The sequence below is a fragment of the Streptomyces sp. Inha503 genome (genome assembly GCF_047215865.1).
Lineage (GTDB): Bacteria > Actinomycetota > Actinomycetes > Streptomycetales > Streptomycetaceae > Streptomyces > Streptomyces lycopersici.
Window position 1 is genome coordinate 1,733,741 of record NZ_CP178360.1, and the last position, 18,366, is coordinate 1,752,106.

Consider the following 18,366-nt stretch of genomic DNA (forward strand, 5'->3'; position numbering starts at 1 on the left):
TGAGGACCCCTCTGATGAGTGCTCATCCGCTGCCCACCAGCACCCCCGCCGCCGAGGGCGTGGACGCGCGGGGCGTCCACGCCTTCCTCGACGCCGTCGAGGGCGCGCCGGACATCGAGCCGCACAGTCTGATGATCCTGCGCCACGGCCGGCTGATCGCCTCCGGCTGGTGGGCGCCGTACACCGCCGAGCGGCCGCATCTGCTCTACTCCCTCAGCAAGAGCTTCACCTCCACGGCGGCGGGGCTGGCCGCCGCCGAGGGGCTGCTGGACCTCGACGCTCCGGTGATCTCGTACTTCCCGGAGTTCGAGGCGGAGATCACCGACCCGGGCAGCCGCGCCATGCTCGTACGCCATGTCGCGTCCATGGCCAGCGGACACCTCGAGGAGACGATGGAGCGGGCGTTCGGGCTGGACCCGGAGGAGCCCGTGCGCGGCTTCCTGCGGCTGCCGCCGGACCGCGCGCCGGGCACCGTCTTCGCGTACAACCAGCCGGCCACGTACACGCTCGCCGCGATCGTCCAGCGGGTGACCGGGCAGTCGCTGACGGAGTATCTGCGGCCGCGTCTGTTCGATCCGCTGGGGATCGGCGAGACGGCCTGGCTCCAGGTGCCGGCCGGGCGCGACCTCGGCTTCAGCGGGCTGTTCGCGGCCACCGACGCGATCGCCCGGCTGGGGCTGCTGTATCTGGGGGGCGGTGAGTGGGAGGGCGAGCGGCTGCTTCCGGCGTCCTGGGTCGAGGACGCGACCCGGCTGTGGATCCCGACCGAGGAGCCCATGGCGGGTGGCTCGGGGCCGGACTGGCGGCGGGGGTACGGGCTCCAGTTCTGGATGTCCCGGCACGGGTACCGGGGCGACGGGGCGTACGGGCAGTTCTGTCTGGTGCTGCCCGAGCACGATGTGGTGATCGCCACGACGGCGGACACCGAGCGGATGCAGGCCGTCCTGGACGCGGTCTGGGAGCAGCTGCTGCCCGCGTTCGGTGACGCCCCGCTCACCGGCCGCGAGGACGAGGACGCCGCGCTGGAGCGGCGGCTGTCCCGGCTCGCCCTGCCGCCGCTGGCAGCGAAGCCCGCACCGCTCACGGACCCCGGCGCCTGGTCGGGTGCGGAGTTCGCCCCCGAAGGCGGCGTCTGCGCGGACCAGCCGACCCTGACCGGGGTCACCGTGGCCGAGGACGGCTCCGGCGGCTGGGCCGTCTCGCTGGCCGAGCGGGCGTCCCGGCTGGACCTGGGGTTCGACGGCGCGGGGTGGCGGGTGCACGCCGGGCCGGAGGCGCCCGTTCCGACGGCGGTGAGCGGGGGCTGGACGGACCCGGACACGCTGACCGTCGACATCGCGTTCCTGGAGACCCCGCACCACCTGGTGGTCACCTGCTCCCTCCCGGACCGCGTCTTCACCGCGCGGTGGCGCACGACGCCGCTGCACCGCGGACCGCTGCACGCCATGCGCGCACCGGGGCCGCGCTGACGCGTTCCGCCCGTCTGACCGAGGCACGGCCCGGCCCGGGGCACCCCCGGACCTGGCCCCCTCGCGGACGGATCGCGGCCCGCGGAGCGGCTGTGCGGTGGCCGTCTCTTGGGAGTCCTCCCGGCGGGTACCCGTCGGAGCGCTGACAGCGCTGCTCGGGGCCCGGCGTCGGGAGGACGACCATGGCTGTACCGGCCGCGACCCGCTCCGGCGGCGTCCACGCGCCGCCGTGGCTCGGGATCTACCTCAACGACCATCTGGTGGCCGCCACGGCAGCGGTCGGGCTGGCCCGCCGGATGAATCGCAGACACCGGCGCTCGGCGTACGGCGGCGAGCTGGCGAGGCTCACCGCGGAGCTCGTCCAGGACCGCAGGTCGCTGCTGTGGTGCATGGCCTCGCTCGACGTCCCCGTCCGCCGCGGCAAGCTCCGCGCCTCGCGGGCGGCCGAGCGCACGGCGCGGCTGACGCCGGGCAGCCGGCCGCGGCGGCGCACCGGGGTGAACACGCTGGTGGGGCTGGAGGCGCTCCGGATGGGCGTGGAGGGCAAGGCGCTGCTGTGGCGCTCGCTGCTCGCGGTGGCCGTCCATGACACCCGACTCCAGACCGGCCGCCTCGCGGAGCTGCTGGAGCGGGCCGGGCAGCAGCTCACCACCCTGGACTCGCTGCACTCCCGGGCCGCCTCCGCGCTGATCGCGGCCGAGGGCCCGGTGTAGCCGGCGGCCGGTTTCGCCCGGCGCTCCCGCCCATCCGCTTCAGGAGTGCGCCGGTGGGCACTCGGGGACGATGACGAAACTTCCCGGCGCGCCCGAGTCGTACTGGATGGCCACCGCCCCGCCCGGCATCCCCCACCCGGCCCTCACCGAGGACCTGGAGGTCGATGTGGCCGTGATCGGCGCCGGGATCGCGGGGCTGAGCACCGCGTGGGAACTGGCCCGCGCCGGGCGCCGGGTGGCGGTGCTGGAGGCGGACCGGATCGCGGCGGGCGTCACCGGCCACACCACGGCCAAGCTCACGGCGCTGCATTCGCTCGTCTACGACCGGCTGCGGCGCACCCGCGGGCCGGAGGGCGCCCGGATGTACGCGCGGTCGCAGTCCGAGGCCGTCGAGCGGGCGGTGGCGATCGCGGCCGAGCTCGGTATCGACTGCGATCTGGAGCGCGTCCCGGCCTTCACCTACACCGAGGACCCGGCGCGCGCGGACACCATGCGCGCCGAGGCGGACGCCGCGAGCGAGGCGGGGCTGCCCGCCTCGTATGTGACGGAGACCGGGCTGCCCTTCCCGGTCGCGGGCGCGGTCCGGGTCGAGGGAGGGGCGCAGTTCCATCCGCGCGCCTACCTCCTCGGGCTCGCCGAGGATCTGCGCGCCCGCGGCGGGCGGATCCATGAGCACACCCGCGCCACCGGCCTGGAGGAGGGCACCCCCTGCCGGGTCACCACGGAGGGCGGGGCGGTGGTGACGGCGGGGGACGTGGTGATCGCCACCCACTACCCGGTGTTCGACCGGGCGCTGCTGTTCGCCCGGCTCTCGCCGCACCGCGAACTCGTCGTGGCCGGTCCCCTTCCCGCCGACCGGGATCCGCGGGGCGCGTACATCACCCCGGACCAGCACACCCGGTCGGTGCGCACCGCGCCGCACGGCGACGGGCAGCGGCTGCTGATCGTGACCGGAGAGAGCTTCACCCCCGGCACCGGGGACACCGCCGAGCGGTTCGAGCGGCTGGCGGACTGGACCCGGGAGCGCTTCCCCGGCGTGGAGATCACCCACCGCTGGGCCGCCCAGGACAACGACCCGACCGACACCGTGCCGCTGGTCGGCCCCTTCCACCCCGGCGCGCGCCACACCTATGTCGCGACGGGCTTCGCGGGCTGGGGCCTGAGCGGCGGCATCATGGCGGGCCGACTGCTCACCGCGCTCATCGGCGGTGAACGGCCGGAGTGGGCCGGGCTGTACGACCCCCGGCGGCTGGGGACCGCGCTGCGCGAGGCCCCGGCGCTGCTCGGCCACCAGTTCCACGTCGGGAAGCATTTCGTCGGCGACCGGCTGAGCACCCCGGGCGCCGACTCGGTCGACCGGATCGCCCCGGGCACCGGGGCCGTGGTCCGCCTGGACGGGCGGCGCCGCGCCGTCTACCGGGACGAGGACGGCACGGCTCACGCGGTGTCGGCCCGGTGCACCCATCTGGGCTGTCTCGTGGCGTTCAACGCCGCCGAGCGGGCCTGGGAGTGCCCCTGCCACGGCTCCCGCTTCGGCACCGACGGCCGGGTGCTCCAGGGCCCGGCCAACCAGCCCCTGGAGCGGCGCGACATCTGACCCGCGGCGCCCTATCCCCGCGGTGTGTTGGCTGGAACACGTACATGGCCCCCGGCCACGGGGGTACACGCCTGGTGGCAACCCGTCGGCTGAGAAAGGACCACTTGCCGTGCTGATGGCCCACCCGGTCGTACTTCAGAACCTCATCGAGCAGTACGAGACGCTGCGGACGCTGCACGCCGAATCGGGCGGCACCGAGGTACGGCAGCGGATGGACGACCTGGCCTACACCCTGTGCGTCTCCACCGGGACGCGGGATGTGGACGCCGCCCTCATCGCCGCCCGGCACCGGCTGCCCGGCGCACGGGTGGAGGACGACTCGGCCCTCACGGCCGGGGCGGGCGCACCGGGCGCCTGAGCCCGCCGCGCCGCCCACGGATGAGGCCGCGCCCGCCCGATCAGCCCTCGGCCCCCCGCGCAAGCTCGGAGAGATCCATGGTCTGGTTCGCCGGTGGCGCCTTGACCGTGACCGGCTCGTTGAGCGCCGAGAAGGTGATGGTCATGTCGAGCGGGCCCTTGTCCCCCTCGCCGCGGACGCGGAACCGCTTGGTGTGGCCGTCCGGGTCGATCCACATGTCCATGGACAGCCGGTCGATCCCCATTCCCTCGTACGCCTTGACGTTCTTCTCGCGGCGCTCGCGGGTCGCCGCGTCCTCGTCCTTCAGGCTCGCGCGCATCTGGCGGAGGCTGATGGTGCCCCGGTAGTGCGTCGTGCGCACCCCGTCGATGGTCTCCTCGCCGACCCGCTTCACATCGTCGGCGCCGGAGAGGAAGGCCGACTCGTCGGCCGGGTTCTTGTCTGCCTGGCGGGAGAGCGAACCGCCGGCCAGCGCGCTGGTCGCCTTCTCGCCCAGCGCCCCGAGGTCCAGCTTGAGCCAGGTCTTGCCGTCCAGCCCGGCGGCGGCCTCCTTGCCCCCGTCGAGGTACATCGCCCCGTCGAGCATCCGGATCTCCACCGCCGCGTCGGCGCCCTGGCCGACCGCGCGCATCTTCATGCTGACGGCGACCGGCTCGGTGCTCATCGCCGCCTCGCCCTCGATCCGCCCGTCCTCGGGGGTGCGGCCGCTCATCCGGTAGCGGAACGAGGTGAGCTTCTCGCTCTTCTTGGCGGCCGCGCGCACGGCCGCCGCCGGGGCCAGCCGCACCTGCTCCGAGGACTTCTCCCCCGCCTTGCCCTCGGACTTCCCGTCCGCCCCGGACGATCCGCAGCCGACCGCGCCGCCGCAGAGCAGCACGGCGGTGAGCACGGCACCGGCCGCACGGGCACCCCTGCCATGTCCCCCATGTACGACCATGGCCATAAACCCCACCCCTTGCAGAACTTCTGTTCGTTTCACTGTGATCCGGGAGAGTACCAGCAGACGCCGACAGCTACCCGTGCACCCGGACCGGGGGCAGGGGGCCGCCGTGGCGTTCGAGGGCGACGCGGGTGAGCTGTCCGGTGCAGCCCTGGGCCAGCCGTGAGGTGCCGATGTCATGGGTGACGGCGTTGGGGTTGCCGTGGACGCAGGTGGCCACCTCGGGGGCGGAGGGGTCCCACCAGGCGCCGGTGGCGAGTTGGGCCACCCCGGGGCGTACCGCGTCGCTGATCTCCACTCCGGCCAGACAGCTGCCGACGGCGCTGCGGATCCGCACCACGTCGCCGTCGGCCAGCCCCAGTGATCCGGCGTCCCGCGGGTGCAGCCGGACCGGCTCACGGCCCGCGATCTTCGACGACGCGCTCAGCTCACCGTGGTCGAGCTGGCTGTGCAGCCGGGTGGCGGGGTTGTTGGCGACGAGCCAGAAGGGGTATTCGGCGTCCTGCCCCGGGTCCGGGGGCAGCCAGGCCGGGTGGCCGGGGCAGTCGTCGTAGCCGTACGAGGCGATGGTCGCCGAGGCCAGCTCGATGCGGCCGCTCGGAGTGGCCAGCGGACGGGCGCCGGGGTCGGCCCGGAAACCGGCATAGAGGGTGTGGTGTTCGCGCAGCCCGCGCAGGGGGATCCGGCCCGCCCGCCAGAAGGTGTCGAAGTCCTCCTCGGGGGCGTAAGCCGGGTCGAGCCCCGCGCGCCAGCTCTCGTAGAGGTGCTCCAGCCAGCCGCGTTCATCGCGGCCCCGCGAGAAGTCATGGCCGATGCCCAGCCCGTCGGCGAGGTCGGACAGGGCGCGGAAATCATCGCGGGCCTCGCCCACCGGGGCGGCGACGCGGTGCATGGCGATGAGTGCCGCGTCCTGACGCGCGCCGCCGATGTCGTCGCGTTCCAGGGTGGTGGTGGCGGGCAGGACCACGTCCGCGTGGCGGGCGGTGGCCGTCCAGTGGGGCTCATGGACCACGACCGTGTCCGGGCGGCCGAAGGCGCGGCGCAGCCGGACCAGGTCCTGGTGGTGGTGGAAGGGGTTGCCACCGGCCCAGTGGACGAGGCGGATGTCGGGGTAGGTGTACCGGCCGCCGTCGTAGTCGAAGGTCTCCCCCGGGCACAGCAGCAGATCGGCGATCCTGGCGCAGGGGATGAAGTCGGGGACGGGGTTGATGCCCTGGTCGAGGGTGGGCAGCCGGTACGGGAGAGTGCCGGCGCCGACGCCGGCGGTGGCTCCGTACCCATGGCCGAAGCCGCCGCCGGGCAGCCCGATCTGGCCGAGCAGGCAGGCCAGGGCGATCCCCGCCCACAGGGGCTGCTCACCACGGTGGGCGCGTTGCAGGGACCAGCTGAGGGAGATCATGGTCCGGTGCCGGGTCAGCTCGCGGGCGAGCTCGGCGATCCGGGCGGCGGGGATGCCGCAGATCCCCTCGGCCCACCGCGGGGTCTTGGGAGCGGAGCCGTCCCGGCCGAGGACATGGCGGGCGAAGGTGTCGAAGCCCGTGCAATGGGTGCGGCAGAAGTCCGCGTCGTAGCGCCCCTCCTCGATGAGGACATGGCTGAGCGCCAGCATCAGCGCGGTGTCGGTGCCGGGGACGGTGGCCAGCCACTCGGCGTCGAGTTCGGCCGCGAGGTCGTCGCGCACCGGGCTCACGAGGATGAACCGGGCGCCCCGGGCGCGGGCCGCGGCCAGCCGCTCCGCGGTGCGATGACGGCTGATGCCGCCCGCGTTGACCTGGAAGTTCTTGGCCGGCATACCGCCGAAGCAGAGAAAGAGGCCGGTGTGCTCGGCCAGCACCGGCAGGGTGGTGGGGGCGCTGATCGGCGAGTCGTCGCCGACGACATGGCGCAGCAGGGTGCGGGACGCGCCCAGGCTGTAGGTGTTGACCGAACGGGTGTAGCCGCCGAAGCAGTTGAGGAAGCGGTGGATCTGGCTCTGCGCGTGGTGGAAGCGGCCCGCGCTGCTCCAGCCGTAGGAGCCGCCGAAGACGGCGCGGTTGCCGTGGTCGGTGCGGACCCGGCCGAACTCCCGGGCCAGGAGGGAGATCGCCTCGTCCCAGGACACCCGTACATAGGTGTCCGAACCGCGCTCGGGGTCGGGCCCGGGGCCGTGCTCCAGCCAGCCGCGGCGGACATGCGGGGCGAGCACCCTGCCACGCGGGCCGAGAGCGGCGGGGACGTTGCGCAGCAGGGGCGACGGGTCGGGGTCCCCGGGGTCGGGGATCACCTCAAGGCCGCCGCCGGGGAGGGGCGCGGCGGTGAAGGCGCCCCAGTGCGAGCTGTGGGGGCGGGGGGCGGGAGCGGGTGCCGGCGGCGTGTCGGAGGGCAGCGCGTGGCCTGGCCGGTCCGGGGTCATCCGGTGGCCTTCCTCCCGTCGTCCTCCTCCGTCTCCCCCGCGACCGAACCGAGGCTCAGCATCAGGCGGTTGGCCCAGCCGAAGAACGCCGCACAGTGCACGAGGTCGACCAGCGCGAGCTCGGTGAGACCCTGCGCGCGCAGCGCCTCCACATCGGCTTCGGCGGCGGTGGCCGGGACCGGGGCGAGCCCCGCGGCGAGCCGGACGATCAGCTTCCAGCGGCGGCCGAGGACGGCCGTGGAGCCGTGCGCCAGGAAGCGGTGCACCGGGGCGGGGTCACCGTGCAGCCGGGCGGTGAGCCGGGCGTGCACCGAGGCGCAGTAGACACACCCGTTGTACAGCGATACCGCGGTGGCGGCCAACTCCCGTTCGGCACGCGGCAGTCCGCCCTCGGCGGTGAAGGCGGCCAGGTCGATGGCGGTCCGTACGGCGAGGATGCCGAGGTCATGGCCGAGGGTGCGGAAGTACGGCGTGTCGGCGCGCCGTTTGCCGGCGAGCGCGGCGCGGTGCTCCTCGCCCAGCTCCTCGGGGGCGAGCGGACGGATGGCGGGACGCCAGGTGAGGACGTCGGTGGTGTACCGCGGCCCGCCGGACACGGTGGTCGAGGGCGCGCCGGGGTCGGTTCCGGTGCCCGAGTCACCGGTGGCCAGCAGCGCCAGCCCGGCGGCCAGGTGCATCTGGTGGTTGGCGAAGGCGACGGTCTGGGAGAGCGTCACGATCTGCGGATCGGTGAATCCGGCGGCGCGCGGCGCGTCCGGTCCGCCCTCGGCCGGAGTGTGGGTGAGCAGCCGGGCGTGGGCGACGGCGGCGGCGATGCGGCGTGCCGTCGCCGTCGCCGTATCACCGTTCAGTGGGGTGCGGGCGGTGATCCGTTCCGCGGTGGTGGTGTCCCCCGTGGCGGCCTCGAGCAGCGTGCCGTAGTGGCGGACCGCCGGGGCACTGCGGTGCTCGACGGCCACGGCGAGGGCGGCCGCGGCGCGCTCGGCGGCGCTGACGCCGGTGTCGGCGGCCGCCCCGGGGCCGGGTGGGAACAGCACGTCATACGCGCGCTGTTCCAGTTCGACCAGCTCCGGGCGCAGGGCGCGCAGCCGGGCCAGCTCCGGGGTGGCGCCCGCGAAGTGGTCCAGGACGTCGATGACGCCGATGGGGTGCTCGGCGTTCTGCGCGGCTTCGTTCACGTCGGGGCCTTTCAAACCGGTCATGACGGGCGGCGCGGGGACGGGGCGGCCTCGATCAGCGCACGGGTGTAGTCGCTGCCCGGACGCTCCATGATCTGCTCACGGTCCCCGGTCTCGACGATCCGGCCGTGGCGCAGTACGGCGATCCGCGAGCACATGTGCCGTACGACGGTGAGGTCGTGGGAGATGAAGAGCATCGCCAGCCCCCGGTCCCGGCGCAGCTGGGTCAGGAGGTTGAGCACCTGTGCCTGGACGGAGACGTCGAGCGCGGACACCGGCTCGTCGGCCACCAGCAGCCGGGGCTCGGGGGCGAGGGCACGGGCGATGCCGACGCGCTGGCGCATCCCGCCGGAGAGCCGGTCCGGGTAGGCACCGGCCAGCTCCGGGTCCAGGCCGACCTCGGTGAGCAGCGCGGCGACACGTTCACGACGGGCCGCTCCGCGGGGGAGCGCGGCGCCGATCGTGTCGCCGACCCGGCGGTCGGGGTTGAGCGAACCGTACGGGTCCTGGAACACCATCTGGATCCCGGCGGCCAGCTCACGGCGGCGGCGCCGGGTGGCGTGGGTGATGTCCTCGCCGTCGAAGTGCACGGTTCCGGAGCCCGCGCGCTGGAGGCCGAGCAGGACGCGGGAGATGGTGCTCTTGCCGGAGCCGGATTCGCCGACGAGGCCGAAGGATTCGCCGGGGGCGATGGCGAAGTCGACGTCGTCGACGGCCTTGAGTGGGGGGCGGGCGAGGGCGCCGGGGTAGGTGACGGTGAGCGCTCGGACTCGGAGCAGGGGTTCTTCCCCACCCCGCCCCTCCCCGAACCGGGGCTCCGCCCCGGCCCCCACCGGGGGCTCCGCCCCCACACCCCCGCCGGGGCTCCGCCCCGGACCCCGGTCCTCAATCGCCGGACGGGCTGGATTGCCCGTGGTCTCCGGCACGGCCAGGGCGTCCCGAGCCACCGTGGTGGCGGTCGGTTCGCCGGAGGCGATCCGCAGGGACGGGTCCGCCAGGGACTCCTCGTCCACGGGGCCCACCAGGGCGGCGACGGTTTCGGGGACCGTGGGCAGGCGGGTGCCCGGGGTGTCGTCCATGCGGGGGACGGATGCCACCAGGGCTCGGGCATAGGGGTGTTGGGCGGCGGTCAGGATGCGGTCGGTCGGGCCCTGTTCGACGACCCGGCCCCGGTACATGACCACCAGGCGCGAACACATCCGCCCGATCACCCCGAAGTCATGGCTGACCAGCACCACCGCCATGCCCATCGCACGCTGGAGCTCCGCGAGGAGCTCCAGGACCTGGGCCTGGACGGTGGCGTCCAGCGCCGTGGTGGGCTCGTCGGCGATCACCAGCTCCGGTTCGTTGACCAGAGCGGCGGCGATCATCACACGCTGGCGCATCCCGCCGGAGAACTGGTGCGGATACTCCTTGGCGCGCCGCTCCGGCCGGTCGATGCCGACGCGTTCCAGCAGTTCCACGGCGCGGGTGCGGGCCTCGGACCGCTTCACGTCGTGGTGCAGCCGGTACGCCTCGGCTATCTGGGCGCCGACCGCGCGGTAGGGGTTGAGCGCGTCGAGGGCGTCCTGGAAGACCATCGAGACGCGGCGGCCGCGCAGTCCGCGCAGGGTGCGTTCCCCGGCGCCGACCAGCTCCTGGCCGCCGAGCCGGATGGATCCGGTGATCCGCGCCCGCGGCCCGTGGAGGCCGAGGACCGCCAGTCCGGTGGCGCTCTTGCCCGAGCCCGACTCCCCCACCAGGCCGACCGTCTCGCCCGGCCGGACCTGCCACGACACCTCGCGTACGGCCTCGACGCCGGCGTCGGGGAAGGCGACGCTCAGGCCGGACACGTCCAGCAGCGGGTTCGCCCGTTCCTGTTCCGTCACCGGTTCCGTCCTCTCTGACCGCTCAGACCTGGATCAGGTCGCGTCGGGTGTGGGTCAGCAGCTCATGGCCGTCTTCGGTGATCACCAGGCTGTCCGAGTGCTGGAGGCCGCCGAAGCTGGGGATGCGCAGGTTCGGTTCGAAGGTGAGCGTCATCCCGGGCTCCAGCACCAGGTCGTCCTGCGGGCCGAGGCTCGGCTGCTCATGCGGGCCGAGGCCCAGGCCGTGGCCGACGCGGCCGGGGAGGTAGTCGCCGTAGCCGTGCCGGAGGTAGCTCTCCCGGGCCGCCTCATAGACCTCGGCGCAGGTCAGTCCGGGCCGCAGATACGGCTGGACCTCCTCGCGGATGGCCAGCAGCGCCTCGAAGGCGCGCTGCCGCTCGGCGGGCAGCGGTCCGACGGCGACGCTGCGCTCGTTCTCGGCGTGCATACCGTCGATGGCGGTCCAGATGACGGTCCACTGGATCTCGCCGTCGACCGGGCGCCGGGAGGTGGGCGGTGCGGAGTTCATCGGCACCCGGTCGCCCACCAGGGAGTAGGCCCACAGGGCGTTGAAGACACCGCCCTCGAGGTTGCCGAAGTCCATGGCGAGCCGGTCGGGGTGGCGGCCGGACCACACCTCCTGCATGGTGCGCATGGCGGCCGAGGAGACCTCGACCTCGCTGCGCCGCGCGGCGACCGCCGCCAGCGCCGCGTCCATGCCCGCGTCCGCGATCTCGCAGGCGACGCGGAGCGATTCGAGCTCGGCGGCGTCCTTGACGTAACGGGCGCGCATCAGGGCCTGGCCGCTGTCGGTGAAGACCGCCTCGGGCAGGGTGTGTTCCAGGGTGCGCTGGTAGTTGACGGGCAGGAACTCGCCCTCGATGCCGATCCTGGCGTCGCCGAGACCACGTTCGGCCATCACCTCGGCGAGCACCTGCCACCAGTGGTCGGGGCCGATCTCCTTGGCCCAGCGCCCGTAGGGGCGGATGTCGGAGATCCGGGAGACCGTGCGGGAGCTGTGGGCGCGCAGCGCGTGCAGGATGAACACCGGCTCCCCTTCCGCGGGCAGCACCACCAGCACCGGATGGGAGTAGATCATCGGCGTGTAGCCGGAGAGGTAGAAGGTGTTCTGCGGCTTGACGACGACCATGGCGTCCACGCCGTCGGCCCGCAGGTTGTTCTGGACGCGGGCCCAGCGGGCGCGGACGGTCCGGGTGTCGGGGATCATACGGTGGTGCTCCTCGCGGTCACGGTCTTCTTCACGGTGCTGCGGGCCGTGCGGCGTCCCTCGCCGCGCTCGGCGAGCCGCTCCCCCAGCAGATTGGCGCCGATCACCATCGCCACCAGGCCGAGGCCCGGAGTGACGGCGATCCACCAGGCGCCGAGCAGCTGCCCCTGCCCCTCGGCCACCATCAGCCCCCAGTCGGGGGCGGGTGCCTGGGCGCCGAGGCCCAGATAGGTGAGTCCGGCCTCCATCAGCACGGCGCGGGACAGGTCGAGGGTGGCGGTGACGGCGACGAGTCCGCGCACCCCGGGCAGCAGGTCGTAGACCAGCACCCGCCAGATGGGGATGGACTGGGTCAGCGACGCCTCGACATACGCCATGGTGCGCAGGGCGAGCACCCGTGAGCGGACGAGGCGGAAGTAGGCGGGCCAGCCGGTCAGCGCGATCACCAGCACCAGGACGGCGGTGGACTGGCCGCCGAAGGTCAGCACCAGCAGCGCCAGCAGCACGGACGGCAGGGCCAGTTGCACATCGGCCAGCCGGGAGAGCACCTGGTCGAGCCAGCCGCGGGCGAAGCCGGACAGCAGCCCGAGCAGCGTCCCCACCAGACCGCCGCAGACCACGGCGACCACCCCCACCACCAGCGGGGTGCGGGCGCCGTACAGCAGCCGGCTGAGCAGATCGCGGCCCAGTTGGTCGGTGCCGAGCGGATGGCCGTGGACGCCGGGCGCGGCGTCGGTGTGGGCGAGGTCCTGGGCGAGCGGATCGTGCGGGGCGAGCACGGGCGCGAGCAGTGCCATCAGCACCACGAGGGCGAGCAGCACGGCGCCGGTGGCCCCGGCCGCGCCCGGCCGGAAGCGCCGGCCTCGCTGGTCGATGCGGCTCATCGGCTCTCTCCCGCCTGGTGCCGGACTCGTGGGTCGAGCACGCCGTAGAGCAGGTCCACGACCAGGTTGACCACGACGAAGGCGGTGATCAGGAAGGTCAGGTCGGCGAGGACCAGCGGATAGTCCTGGTTCTGGAGGGCGGTGATGGCGAGCTGGCCGACGCCGGGCCAGGAGAACACCGACTCCACGATCACGGTGCCGCCGAGCAGCGCGCCCGCCTCCAGTCCGAGGACGGTGACGGTGGGCAGCATCGATCCGTACGCGGCATGCCGCACCACCCGGGCGCGGCTCATGCCCAGCGCCGTCCCGGTGCGGGAGTACGGGCGGGCCAGCTCACCGCGGAGGTTGTTGCTGAACACCCTGGCCAGCGGGGGCAGCACCCCACAGACGAGGGTGACCGCGGGCAGCACGATGGAGGTGGCGGTGGTGGCGCCGGAGGTGGGCAGCCAGGCCAGCTCCACCCCGAAGACCCACACCAGCAGGACACCGATGTAGAAGCCGGGCACCGACTGGGTGAGGAACACCAGCCACATGGGCCATTCGCGGCGCGCCCCGCCACCCTCGCGCGACCCGGTCCACAGCCCGACCAGGAGCGCCGCGGCGGCGGCTCCGGCAAGGGCGACGGCGGCCAGCAGCACGGTGGCGCCGAGCCGTTGCAGTACCACGTCCATCGCGGGCTGCTGGAAGGTGAGCGAGTCGGGGAAGTGGCCGCGCAGAGCGTCGCCGAAGAACGACGCGTACTGCTCGGCCAGCGGGCGGTCGTAGCCGAGGGCGTGGCTCAGCTGGGCGACCTTCTCCGGCGGGGAGCCGATCGGGGCCATCAGCACGGCGGGGTTGCCGGAGGAGTGCAGCAGGCAGAAGACGGCCGAGAGGGCGCCCCAGACGGCCAGCGCGGTGAGCGCGAGGCGGCGGATCAGGAAGCGGATCATCGGGTGGCCCCCTTCCAGGACATCTCGGCGGGGCGGACCCAGTCGTCGCGCCTGGCCCGCCAGTTCAGGCCCTCGGCGGTGGCGTAGAGGCCGGGCTGGGGGAAGAGGAAGAGCACCGGGGCCTGGTCGCGGGCGCGCCGGGCCGCCCGGCCGTACAGCCTGTCGCGCTCGGTGCGGTCGTCGGTGCCGCGCGCCCGGGTGACGGCGTCGGTGAACTCCTCGTCGTGCCAGTAGGCGTAGGGGCTGTCGGAGACGAAGAGCCCGTAGAGCCCGCCGGCGGCGAGGGTGGGCCAGGCCTGGGTGATGTACTGCATATCGGGCATCGCCTTCTGTTGCAGGTACTTCTGCATGTAGACGGCGAACGGCACGCTGTTGATCTTCACGCTCACGCCGGTCTCGCGGAGCTGCTGGGCCACGGCCTGCACGACCAGTTCGCCCGCCACGTACTGACCGCTGGGCACGGTCAGCTCCAGCCTCAGCGGGTGGCCCGTGCCGTATCCGGCCTCGCGCAGCAGCGCCCTGGCCCGGTCCGGGTCGTGGGGGTAGCCGGTGAGGCCCTCGGTGTAGCCGGAGTAGGACGGGGTCATCAGCTGGCCGGGGCTGGGGTCGACGGTGTCCTTCAGCAGACTGGAAGTGATGGCCCGCTTGTCGACCGCGTAGTTGACCGCGCGCCGGACCCGTACGTCGCGCATCGGACCCTTGAGGGTATTGAGCTTGATGAACGCCATCCGGGTGGTGTCCAGCCGCTGGATCCTCAGGCCCCGGTCGGCGCGCAGCCGGTTCAGGTCCTGCGGGTCGAGCCCGGCGACGGCGTCGAGTTCCCCGGAGAGCAGCCCGGAGACGCGGGCGGCCTCGGAGGGGGTGATCCGGAAGGTGACCCGGCGGATGGCGGGCGCGGGGCCCCAGTAATCGTCGCGGGCGCGCAGCTCGACGGTGCCGCCGGGGCTGTAGCCGGTGATCGTGTAGGGACCGGATCCCATCGCCTCGGTGGCGGGCTTGTGGCTTCCGGCCCAGCGGGGCTCCAGCAGGTACAGGAAGGACAGCGCGCCGAGCAGATCGGCGTCGGGGCGGGAGGTGATGAGATCGACGGTGTGCCGGTCCACCTTCTCCGCGCGGATGAGGTCGGGGAAGTTGGGGGTCATGCGCAGCGCGTTGTCCGCGTTGAGCAGCCGCCGGACGTTCCAGACCACGACATCGGCGTCCAGCGGGGTGCCGTCGGCGAACGCCGCCCCGGGATGGAGGCGGAACCGCCAGCGGGTGGGCACCACTCGCCGCCAGGAGGTGGCGGCGTCCGGGCCGATGGTCAGATCCGGCTTGCGGGTGACCAGCGAGGAGTGGACCGAGGACAGCACGGACAGATCGGTGCCGACCGAGGTGGTGTTCATCGGGTCGAGGGTGGTGACGGCCGCGGACAGCCCGATCACCACATGCGAGGCGTCCGCCCGGTCCCGAGGGGTGTCTCCGGGCAGGCAGCCGGCCAGCGCCGGGGCGAGGGCGAGACCGGCACCGAGGCCGAGCAGACCGCGCCGGGTCAGCGGTGGTGTGCCGTTCATCCGGCCGCTCCGGCTGCCGGGGAGTCGCCGAACACCGTCCGGTCGGAGGCGCAGGGGTTGCCGAGGGTCACATAGAAGGCGCCCTCGGGGAGGACGGCGATGGAGGCATAGGTCGTCTCGGAGCCGGCCCCCTCGACCTGGTGGCGGCAGAGCGAGTCCTGCGGATAGCCGGTGTGGTCGGTGAGCAGTTCGGCGAGCGCGCCCGGGGTGAGCCCGTGGGAGGTGCCCAGGGCGCGGCCCGCGGTGGCGGCGCGGTGGTACGAGGAGGCGTTCTCGTCCGGGCCGGGGGCGAGCTGTGCGGTGGCCGGGCACTCGTAGTGGTTGGTGAGCACGTGGTGGTCGGCCGGGTCGCGGACGGTCACCTCGGAGGCGGTGGCCTCCACGGCGAGCCGGTCGCCCGGGTCGGCGAGCGCGATGTTCAGCCCGCTCAACCGGGGCTGCCCGCGCAGCAGGTCGGCGAACTCCGCCGCGGTGCGGGCGCGGCGCAGCAGATCGTGCGAGTTGATGAGGATCCATCCGGTACCGGAGGCCCGCCAGTCCACTCCGGTGCGCTCGCTCCAGACGCCGGAGGTGGACATCGCCACCCCGGAGTCGTTGATCCCGCTGCCCGGCCACAGCACACTGCCCGCGACGGTGACTTCGGTCATCCGCCGCCCGTCGGGGTAGCGGCGGCGCAGCACGACATGCCGGGCGAAGTGGCCCGCCATGTCCCGGGTCTTGGCGAGCAGGGTGTGCCCGTCGGCGGCGCGGTCCCCGGCGGCCAGGAGCTGGCTGCACTCCTGCGGGACCCAGCGCAGCACCATATGGGCGGGCAGGTTGAGGGCGAGGACGTCGTCCAGGGGCGCGTCCGCGCCCTCGGCGATACCGCACAGCTCGGCCCACTGCTCCGGGTCGTGGCGGCGCACGAAGCCGGCGTTGGCGGCGAGGCACTGGCGGTAGCGGCTCACCGACTCCTCGTCGGCGCACAGTTCGCCGATGTCGCGGCGTACGGCTTCGATATTGGCGGCGATCGCCGCACGGGCGGCCCGGCCGTGCTGCCGACCCTGTTCGGCGGGGTCGCCGGAGAGGTCGAGATAGGCGGGGTCGGCCGGCTCCCCGGCCGGTCCCGGGGCCGGCCCGGCCGGCCCCCACTCCCGCCAGCGACTGGGATGGGCGGCGCGGACAGGTTCTGCGACGGTCACGGCTGGCTCTCCTCGGTCAGGGGACGGTGTGGGGCGGGGACGGCGGCGGCGTTGCGGCGCTCCGACGGGCCGACGGCGCGCAGGAGTTCGGCGGCGACGTGATCGGTCTCGTGGAAGAAGTCCGCGTCCGTACCGGGCCTGGCCCCGATGGCGGTGGTCCAGCGAACGCCTTCCAGGGGGACGCCCACGGCGAAGAGCGCCTGGTGCACCGTGCCGTCGGGGCGGCGCACCCGGCCGTCCGCGGGGCGGACGTCGAGCGCGCCGGTGGGCAGCGGCCGGGCGCCCGTGCCGTCCGGGGCCAGCCGGTGGGGGCGGCCCATGCCGTCGGCGAGGAGCCGGCGTACGACGCCGGGGCCTTCGGTGGTGACGTCCGTTCCCGGCAGCCAGGCGTCGATCACCACGTCGGCCCGTACCGACAGCCCCGCCACGACCGCGGACTCCGCCCGCGTCCCCGGGCGGACCGGCCCCAGCAGGCCCACCACGCCGGCGTCCAGCAGCGCCCGCAGCTGACGGATCCGCAGCGCGGGCGGGCCGCCGGAGACGAAGTTGGCGAAGCCGTTGAACCAGCCGAGGACGTCCCGCCGGTAGGACTCGCCGCTGAGGTTGCCCGCGGTGATGAGCGTGCGCAGCGCGGGGCGGGCCTGGCGTACGGCGACGGCGAGCGCGGCGGGCGGCGGCACCCGGGGATCGGTGGTCGCGGCCACATCGGCGTCGAGGTACCCGGCCCACCATTCGTGCAGTTCCGCGGAGCGGGCGAAGCTCCGCCCGCGCAGCGGTTCGGCGATCGCGTCCAGGTCCAGCCGGAGGGCGGCGGGGGCGGCGGCGCGCAGGGCGGTGTCGCGGTCGGGGCCGGGCGGCTCGGCGAGGGCGCGGCGCAGCGCGCCGGGGTCGGGCAGTTGGTCCGCGTGGAGCTCCAGCACCCGGTCGTACCAGGCGAGTTCGAAGTCGGCGAGCAGCAAGGGCAGCACATCGGCGCGGAAGTCCAGCCGATCGCGGGCGGCGAGCGTGGCGACTCGCTCGGGGGTGAGGAAGGCTACGGGCGCCGTGACCCCGGGGACGTCCACCCGGGCGTGGAACGGGACACCGCGTCGGCTGGTGATCCAGATGTGCGGCTCCCGGCCGCTGGGGATGTAGCCGTGCTCGCCGAAGCGGCCGCCCCGGCCGAGGGTGAGCAGGGCGAGTACGTCGAAGGCGTTGAGCCCGCCGCCCCGCAGCAGCACCTGGGCGTGCGGGGCGATGGTGTCGAGGGCGTAGTCGGTGGGGTGGCCGCCGGGAAGGTGGAGCGGCTCGCGCCGCGGCGGGGCGGCGGGCGCGTCGAGATGGCCGGTGGCGAGGACGACGGCCCGGGCCGCCAGCCGGTCCCCGTCGTCCAGGACGACCTCGTATCCGGCCGGTGCGCCGGAGGAGTCCACCGGGGCCGTCAGGGGTGTCACCCGCACCACGGCCGCCGTGCGGACCGCTGTCCGGATACGGTCCCCCGCGGCCGCCCGTATCCGGTCCAGGGCGTCGGCGAGATAGGCCCCGTAGACGCGCCGCGGGGCGTAGTGGCGGTCATCGGCGCGGGCGGCGAATTCCGCGACGGTGGAATCGGGATGGCCCTTGCCGGCGATACCCCGCAGCCATTCCGAGAACGTGGGGCCGGTGTCCACGGGCGCGTCCAGGCGTACCGATCCATCGGGGAAGACGGTGTTGTCGGCCACCATCGTGTTCATCAGCAGCTGCGGCGGCTGATCACGCCGCCACACCCGACCGGCGCCCGGCGGATACGGGTCGACCAGCACCGCGCTGAGCGGACGGCTCCCCGAGGCCGCCCTCGCCACCAGCCGTTCCAGCACCGACACCCCGCGCGGACCGGCGCCCACGATCACCGCGTCGACCGGTCGGCGGTCGGGCCTCGGCGCGGGCACGGCGGAATCGTTCATAAAGATGTCACATTTCTGGGACGGCGCGGGAAAGCGGCGGGACGAAATCTTGCGGGCCGCGTCCCCGCACGTCAAACCCCTGTTTGGGGAATCCCGAATAGTGGCTTTGGGACCGGGCGGAAAAGCGAGCGGCGCGGGGAGTGGATCTGTTGCATCAGATTTCCCGGACGACGGG

Annotated in this window: 14 protein-coding genes; 4 read left to right on the forward strand and 10 right to left on the reverse strand. The window is 74.0% G+C overall.

All coding sequences use genetic code 11. The features are described 5' to 3' along the window. The first annotated feature begins 14 nt into the window (after positions 1-14). The 4 genes from ACJX2R_RS07145 (at position 15) to ACJX2R_RS07160 (ending at position 4,137) form a co-directional block, all read left to right on the forward strand. Positions 15-1,469: a serine hydrolase domain-containing protein gene (locus tag ACJX2R_RS07145; RefSeq protein ID WP_413099316.1), complete on the forward strand. Its 1,455-nt coding sequence runs from the start codon at positions 15-17 to the stop codon at positions 1,467-1,469. A gap of 182 nt (positions 1,470-1,651) precedes the next feature. Further along, the gene (locus ACJX2R_RS07150) at positions 1,652-2,182 is read left to right on the forward strand and encodes a hypothetical protein (RefSeq protein ID WP_413099317.1); all 531 of its coding nucleotides are present in this window, start codon (positions 1,652-1,654) and stop codon (positions 2,180-2,182) included. Positions 2,183-2,252: 70 nt separating this feature from the next. Then, positions 2,253-3,779 (forward strand): FAD-dependent oxidoreductase, encoded by a 1,527-nt coding sequence (locus ACJX2R_RS07155; RefSeq protein WP_413099318.1) that lies wholly within the window; start codon positions 2,253-2,255, stop codon positions 3,777-3,779. 109 nt (positions 3,780-3,888) lie between these two features. Then, a complete protein-coding gene (locus ACJX2R_RS07160) occupies positions 3,889-4,137 on the forward strand; it encodes a DUF5133 domain-containing protein (RefSeq protein ID WP_262700292.1) in 249 nt (82 codons plus the stop codon). Positions 4,138-4,177: 40 nt separating this feature from the next. Here ACJX2R_RS07160 and ACJX2R_RS07165 read toward each other — a convergent pair whose 3' ends face one another. From ACJX2R_RS07165 to ACJX2R_RS07210, 10 genes are all read right to left on the reverse strand, one after another. Next, positions 4,178-5,080 carry a DUF1396 domain-containing protein gene (locus tag ACJX2R_RS07165; protein ID WP_413099319.1) on the reverse strand — a complete coding sequence of 301 codons (903 nt, stop codon included), beginning with the start codon at positions 5,078-5,080 and terminating at the stop codon, positions 4,178-4,180. A 70-nt stretch (positions 5,081-5,150) separates the two neighbouring features. After that, positions 5,151-7,469, reverse strand: coding sequence for a molybdopterin-dependent oxidoreductase (locus ACJX2R_RS07170; protein WP_413099320.1), 2,319 nt, complete (start codon positions 7,467-7,469; stop codon positions 5,151-5,153). Continuing rightward, entirely contained in the window at positions 7,466-8,647 is a 1,182-nt protein-coding gene (locus ACJX2R_RS07175) for a peroxidase-related enzyme (RefSeq protein ID WP_413099321.1), read from the reverse strand. Before ACJX2R_RS07175 ends, ACJX2R_RS07170 begins: the two co-directional genes overlap by 4 nt. A gap of 20 nt (positions 8,648-8,667) precedes the next feature. Further along, on the reverse strand, positions 8,668-10,515 hold the full coding sequence (locus ACJX2R_RS07180) for a dipeptide ABC transporter ATP-binding protein (RefSeq protein WP_413099322.1): 1,848 nt from the start codon (positions 10,513-10,515) through the stop codon (positions 8,668-8,670). Between the two features lie 22 nt (positions 10,516-10,537). Beyond that, complete coding sequence (locus ACJX2R_RS07185; protein ID WP_413099323.1) at positions 10,538-11,722, reverse strand: M24 family metallopeptidase; 1,185 nt, start codon at positions 11,720-11,722, stop codon at positions 10,538-10,540. Beyond that, positions 11,719-12,606: an ABC transporter permease gene (locus ACJX2R_RS07190; protein ID WP_413099324.1), complete on the reverse strand. Its 888-nt coding sequence runs from the start codon at positions 12,604-12,606 to the stop codon at positions 11,719-11,721. The genes ACJX2R_RS07185 and ACJX2R_RS07190 overlap by 4 nt, the downstream gene beginning before the upstream one ends. Continuing rightward, the gene (locus tag ACJX2R_RS07195; protein ID WP_413099325.1) at positions 12,603-13,535 is read right to left on the reverse strand and encodes an ABC transporter permease; all 933 of its coding nucleotides are present in this window, start codon (positions 13,533-13,535) and stop codon (positions 12,603-12,605) included. The genes ACJX2R_RS07190 and ACJX2R_RS07195 overlap by 4 nt, the downstream gene beginning before the upstream one ends. Beyond that, on the reverse strand, positions 13,532-15,088 hold the full coding sequence (locus tag ACJX2R_RS07200; protein WP_413099326.1) for an ABC transporter substrate-binding protein: 1,557 nt from the start codon (positions 15,086-15,088) through the stop codon (positions 13,532-13,534). The genes ACJX2R_RS07195 and ACJX2R_RS07200 overlap by 4 nt, the downstream gene beginning before the upstream one ends. Then, positions 15,085-16,269, reverse strand: a complete 1,185-nt coding sequence (locus ACJX2R_RS07205) for a C45 family autoproteolytic acyltransferase/hydolase (RefSeq protein ID WP_413099327.1) — start codon at positions 16,267-16,269, stop codon at positions 15,085-15,087. The genes ACJX2R_RS07200 and ACJX2R_RS07205 overlap by 4 nt, the downstream gene beginning before the upstream one ends. Beyond that, positions 16,266-18,191, reverse strand: coding sequence for an FAD/NAD(P)-binding protein (locus tag ACJX2R_RS07210; RefSeq protein ID WP_413099328.1), 1,926 nt, complete (start codon positions 18,189-18,191; stop codon positions 16,266-16,268). The genes ACJX2R_RS07205 and ACJX2R_RS07210 overlap by 4 nt, the downstream gene beginning before the upstream one ends. Between the last annotated feature and the right edge of the window lie 175 nt (positions 18,192-18,366).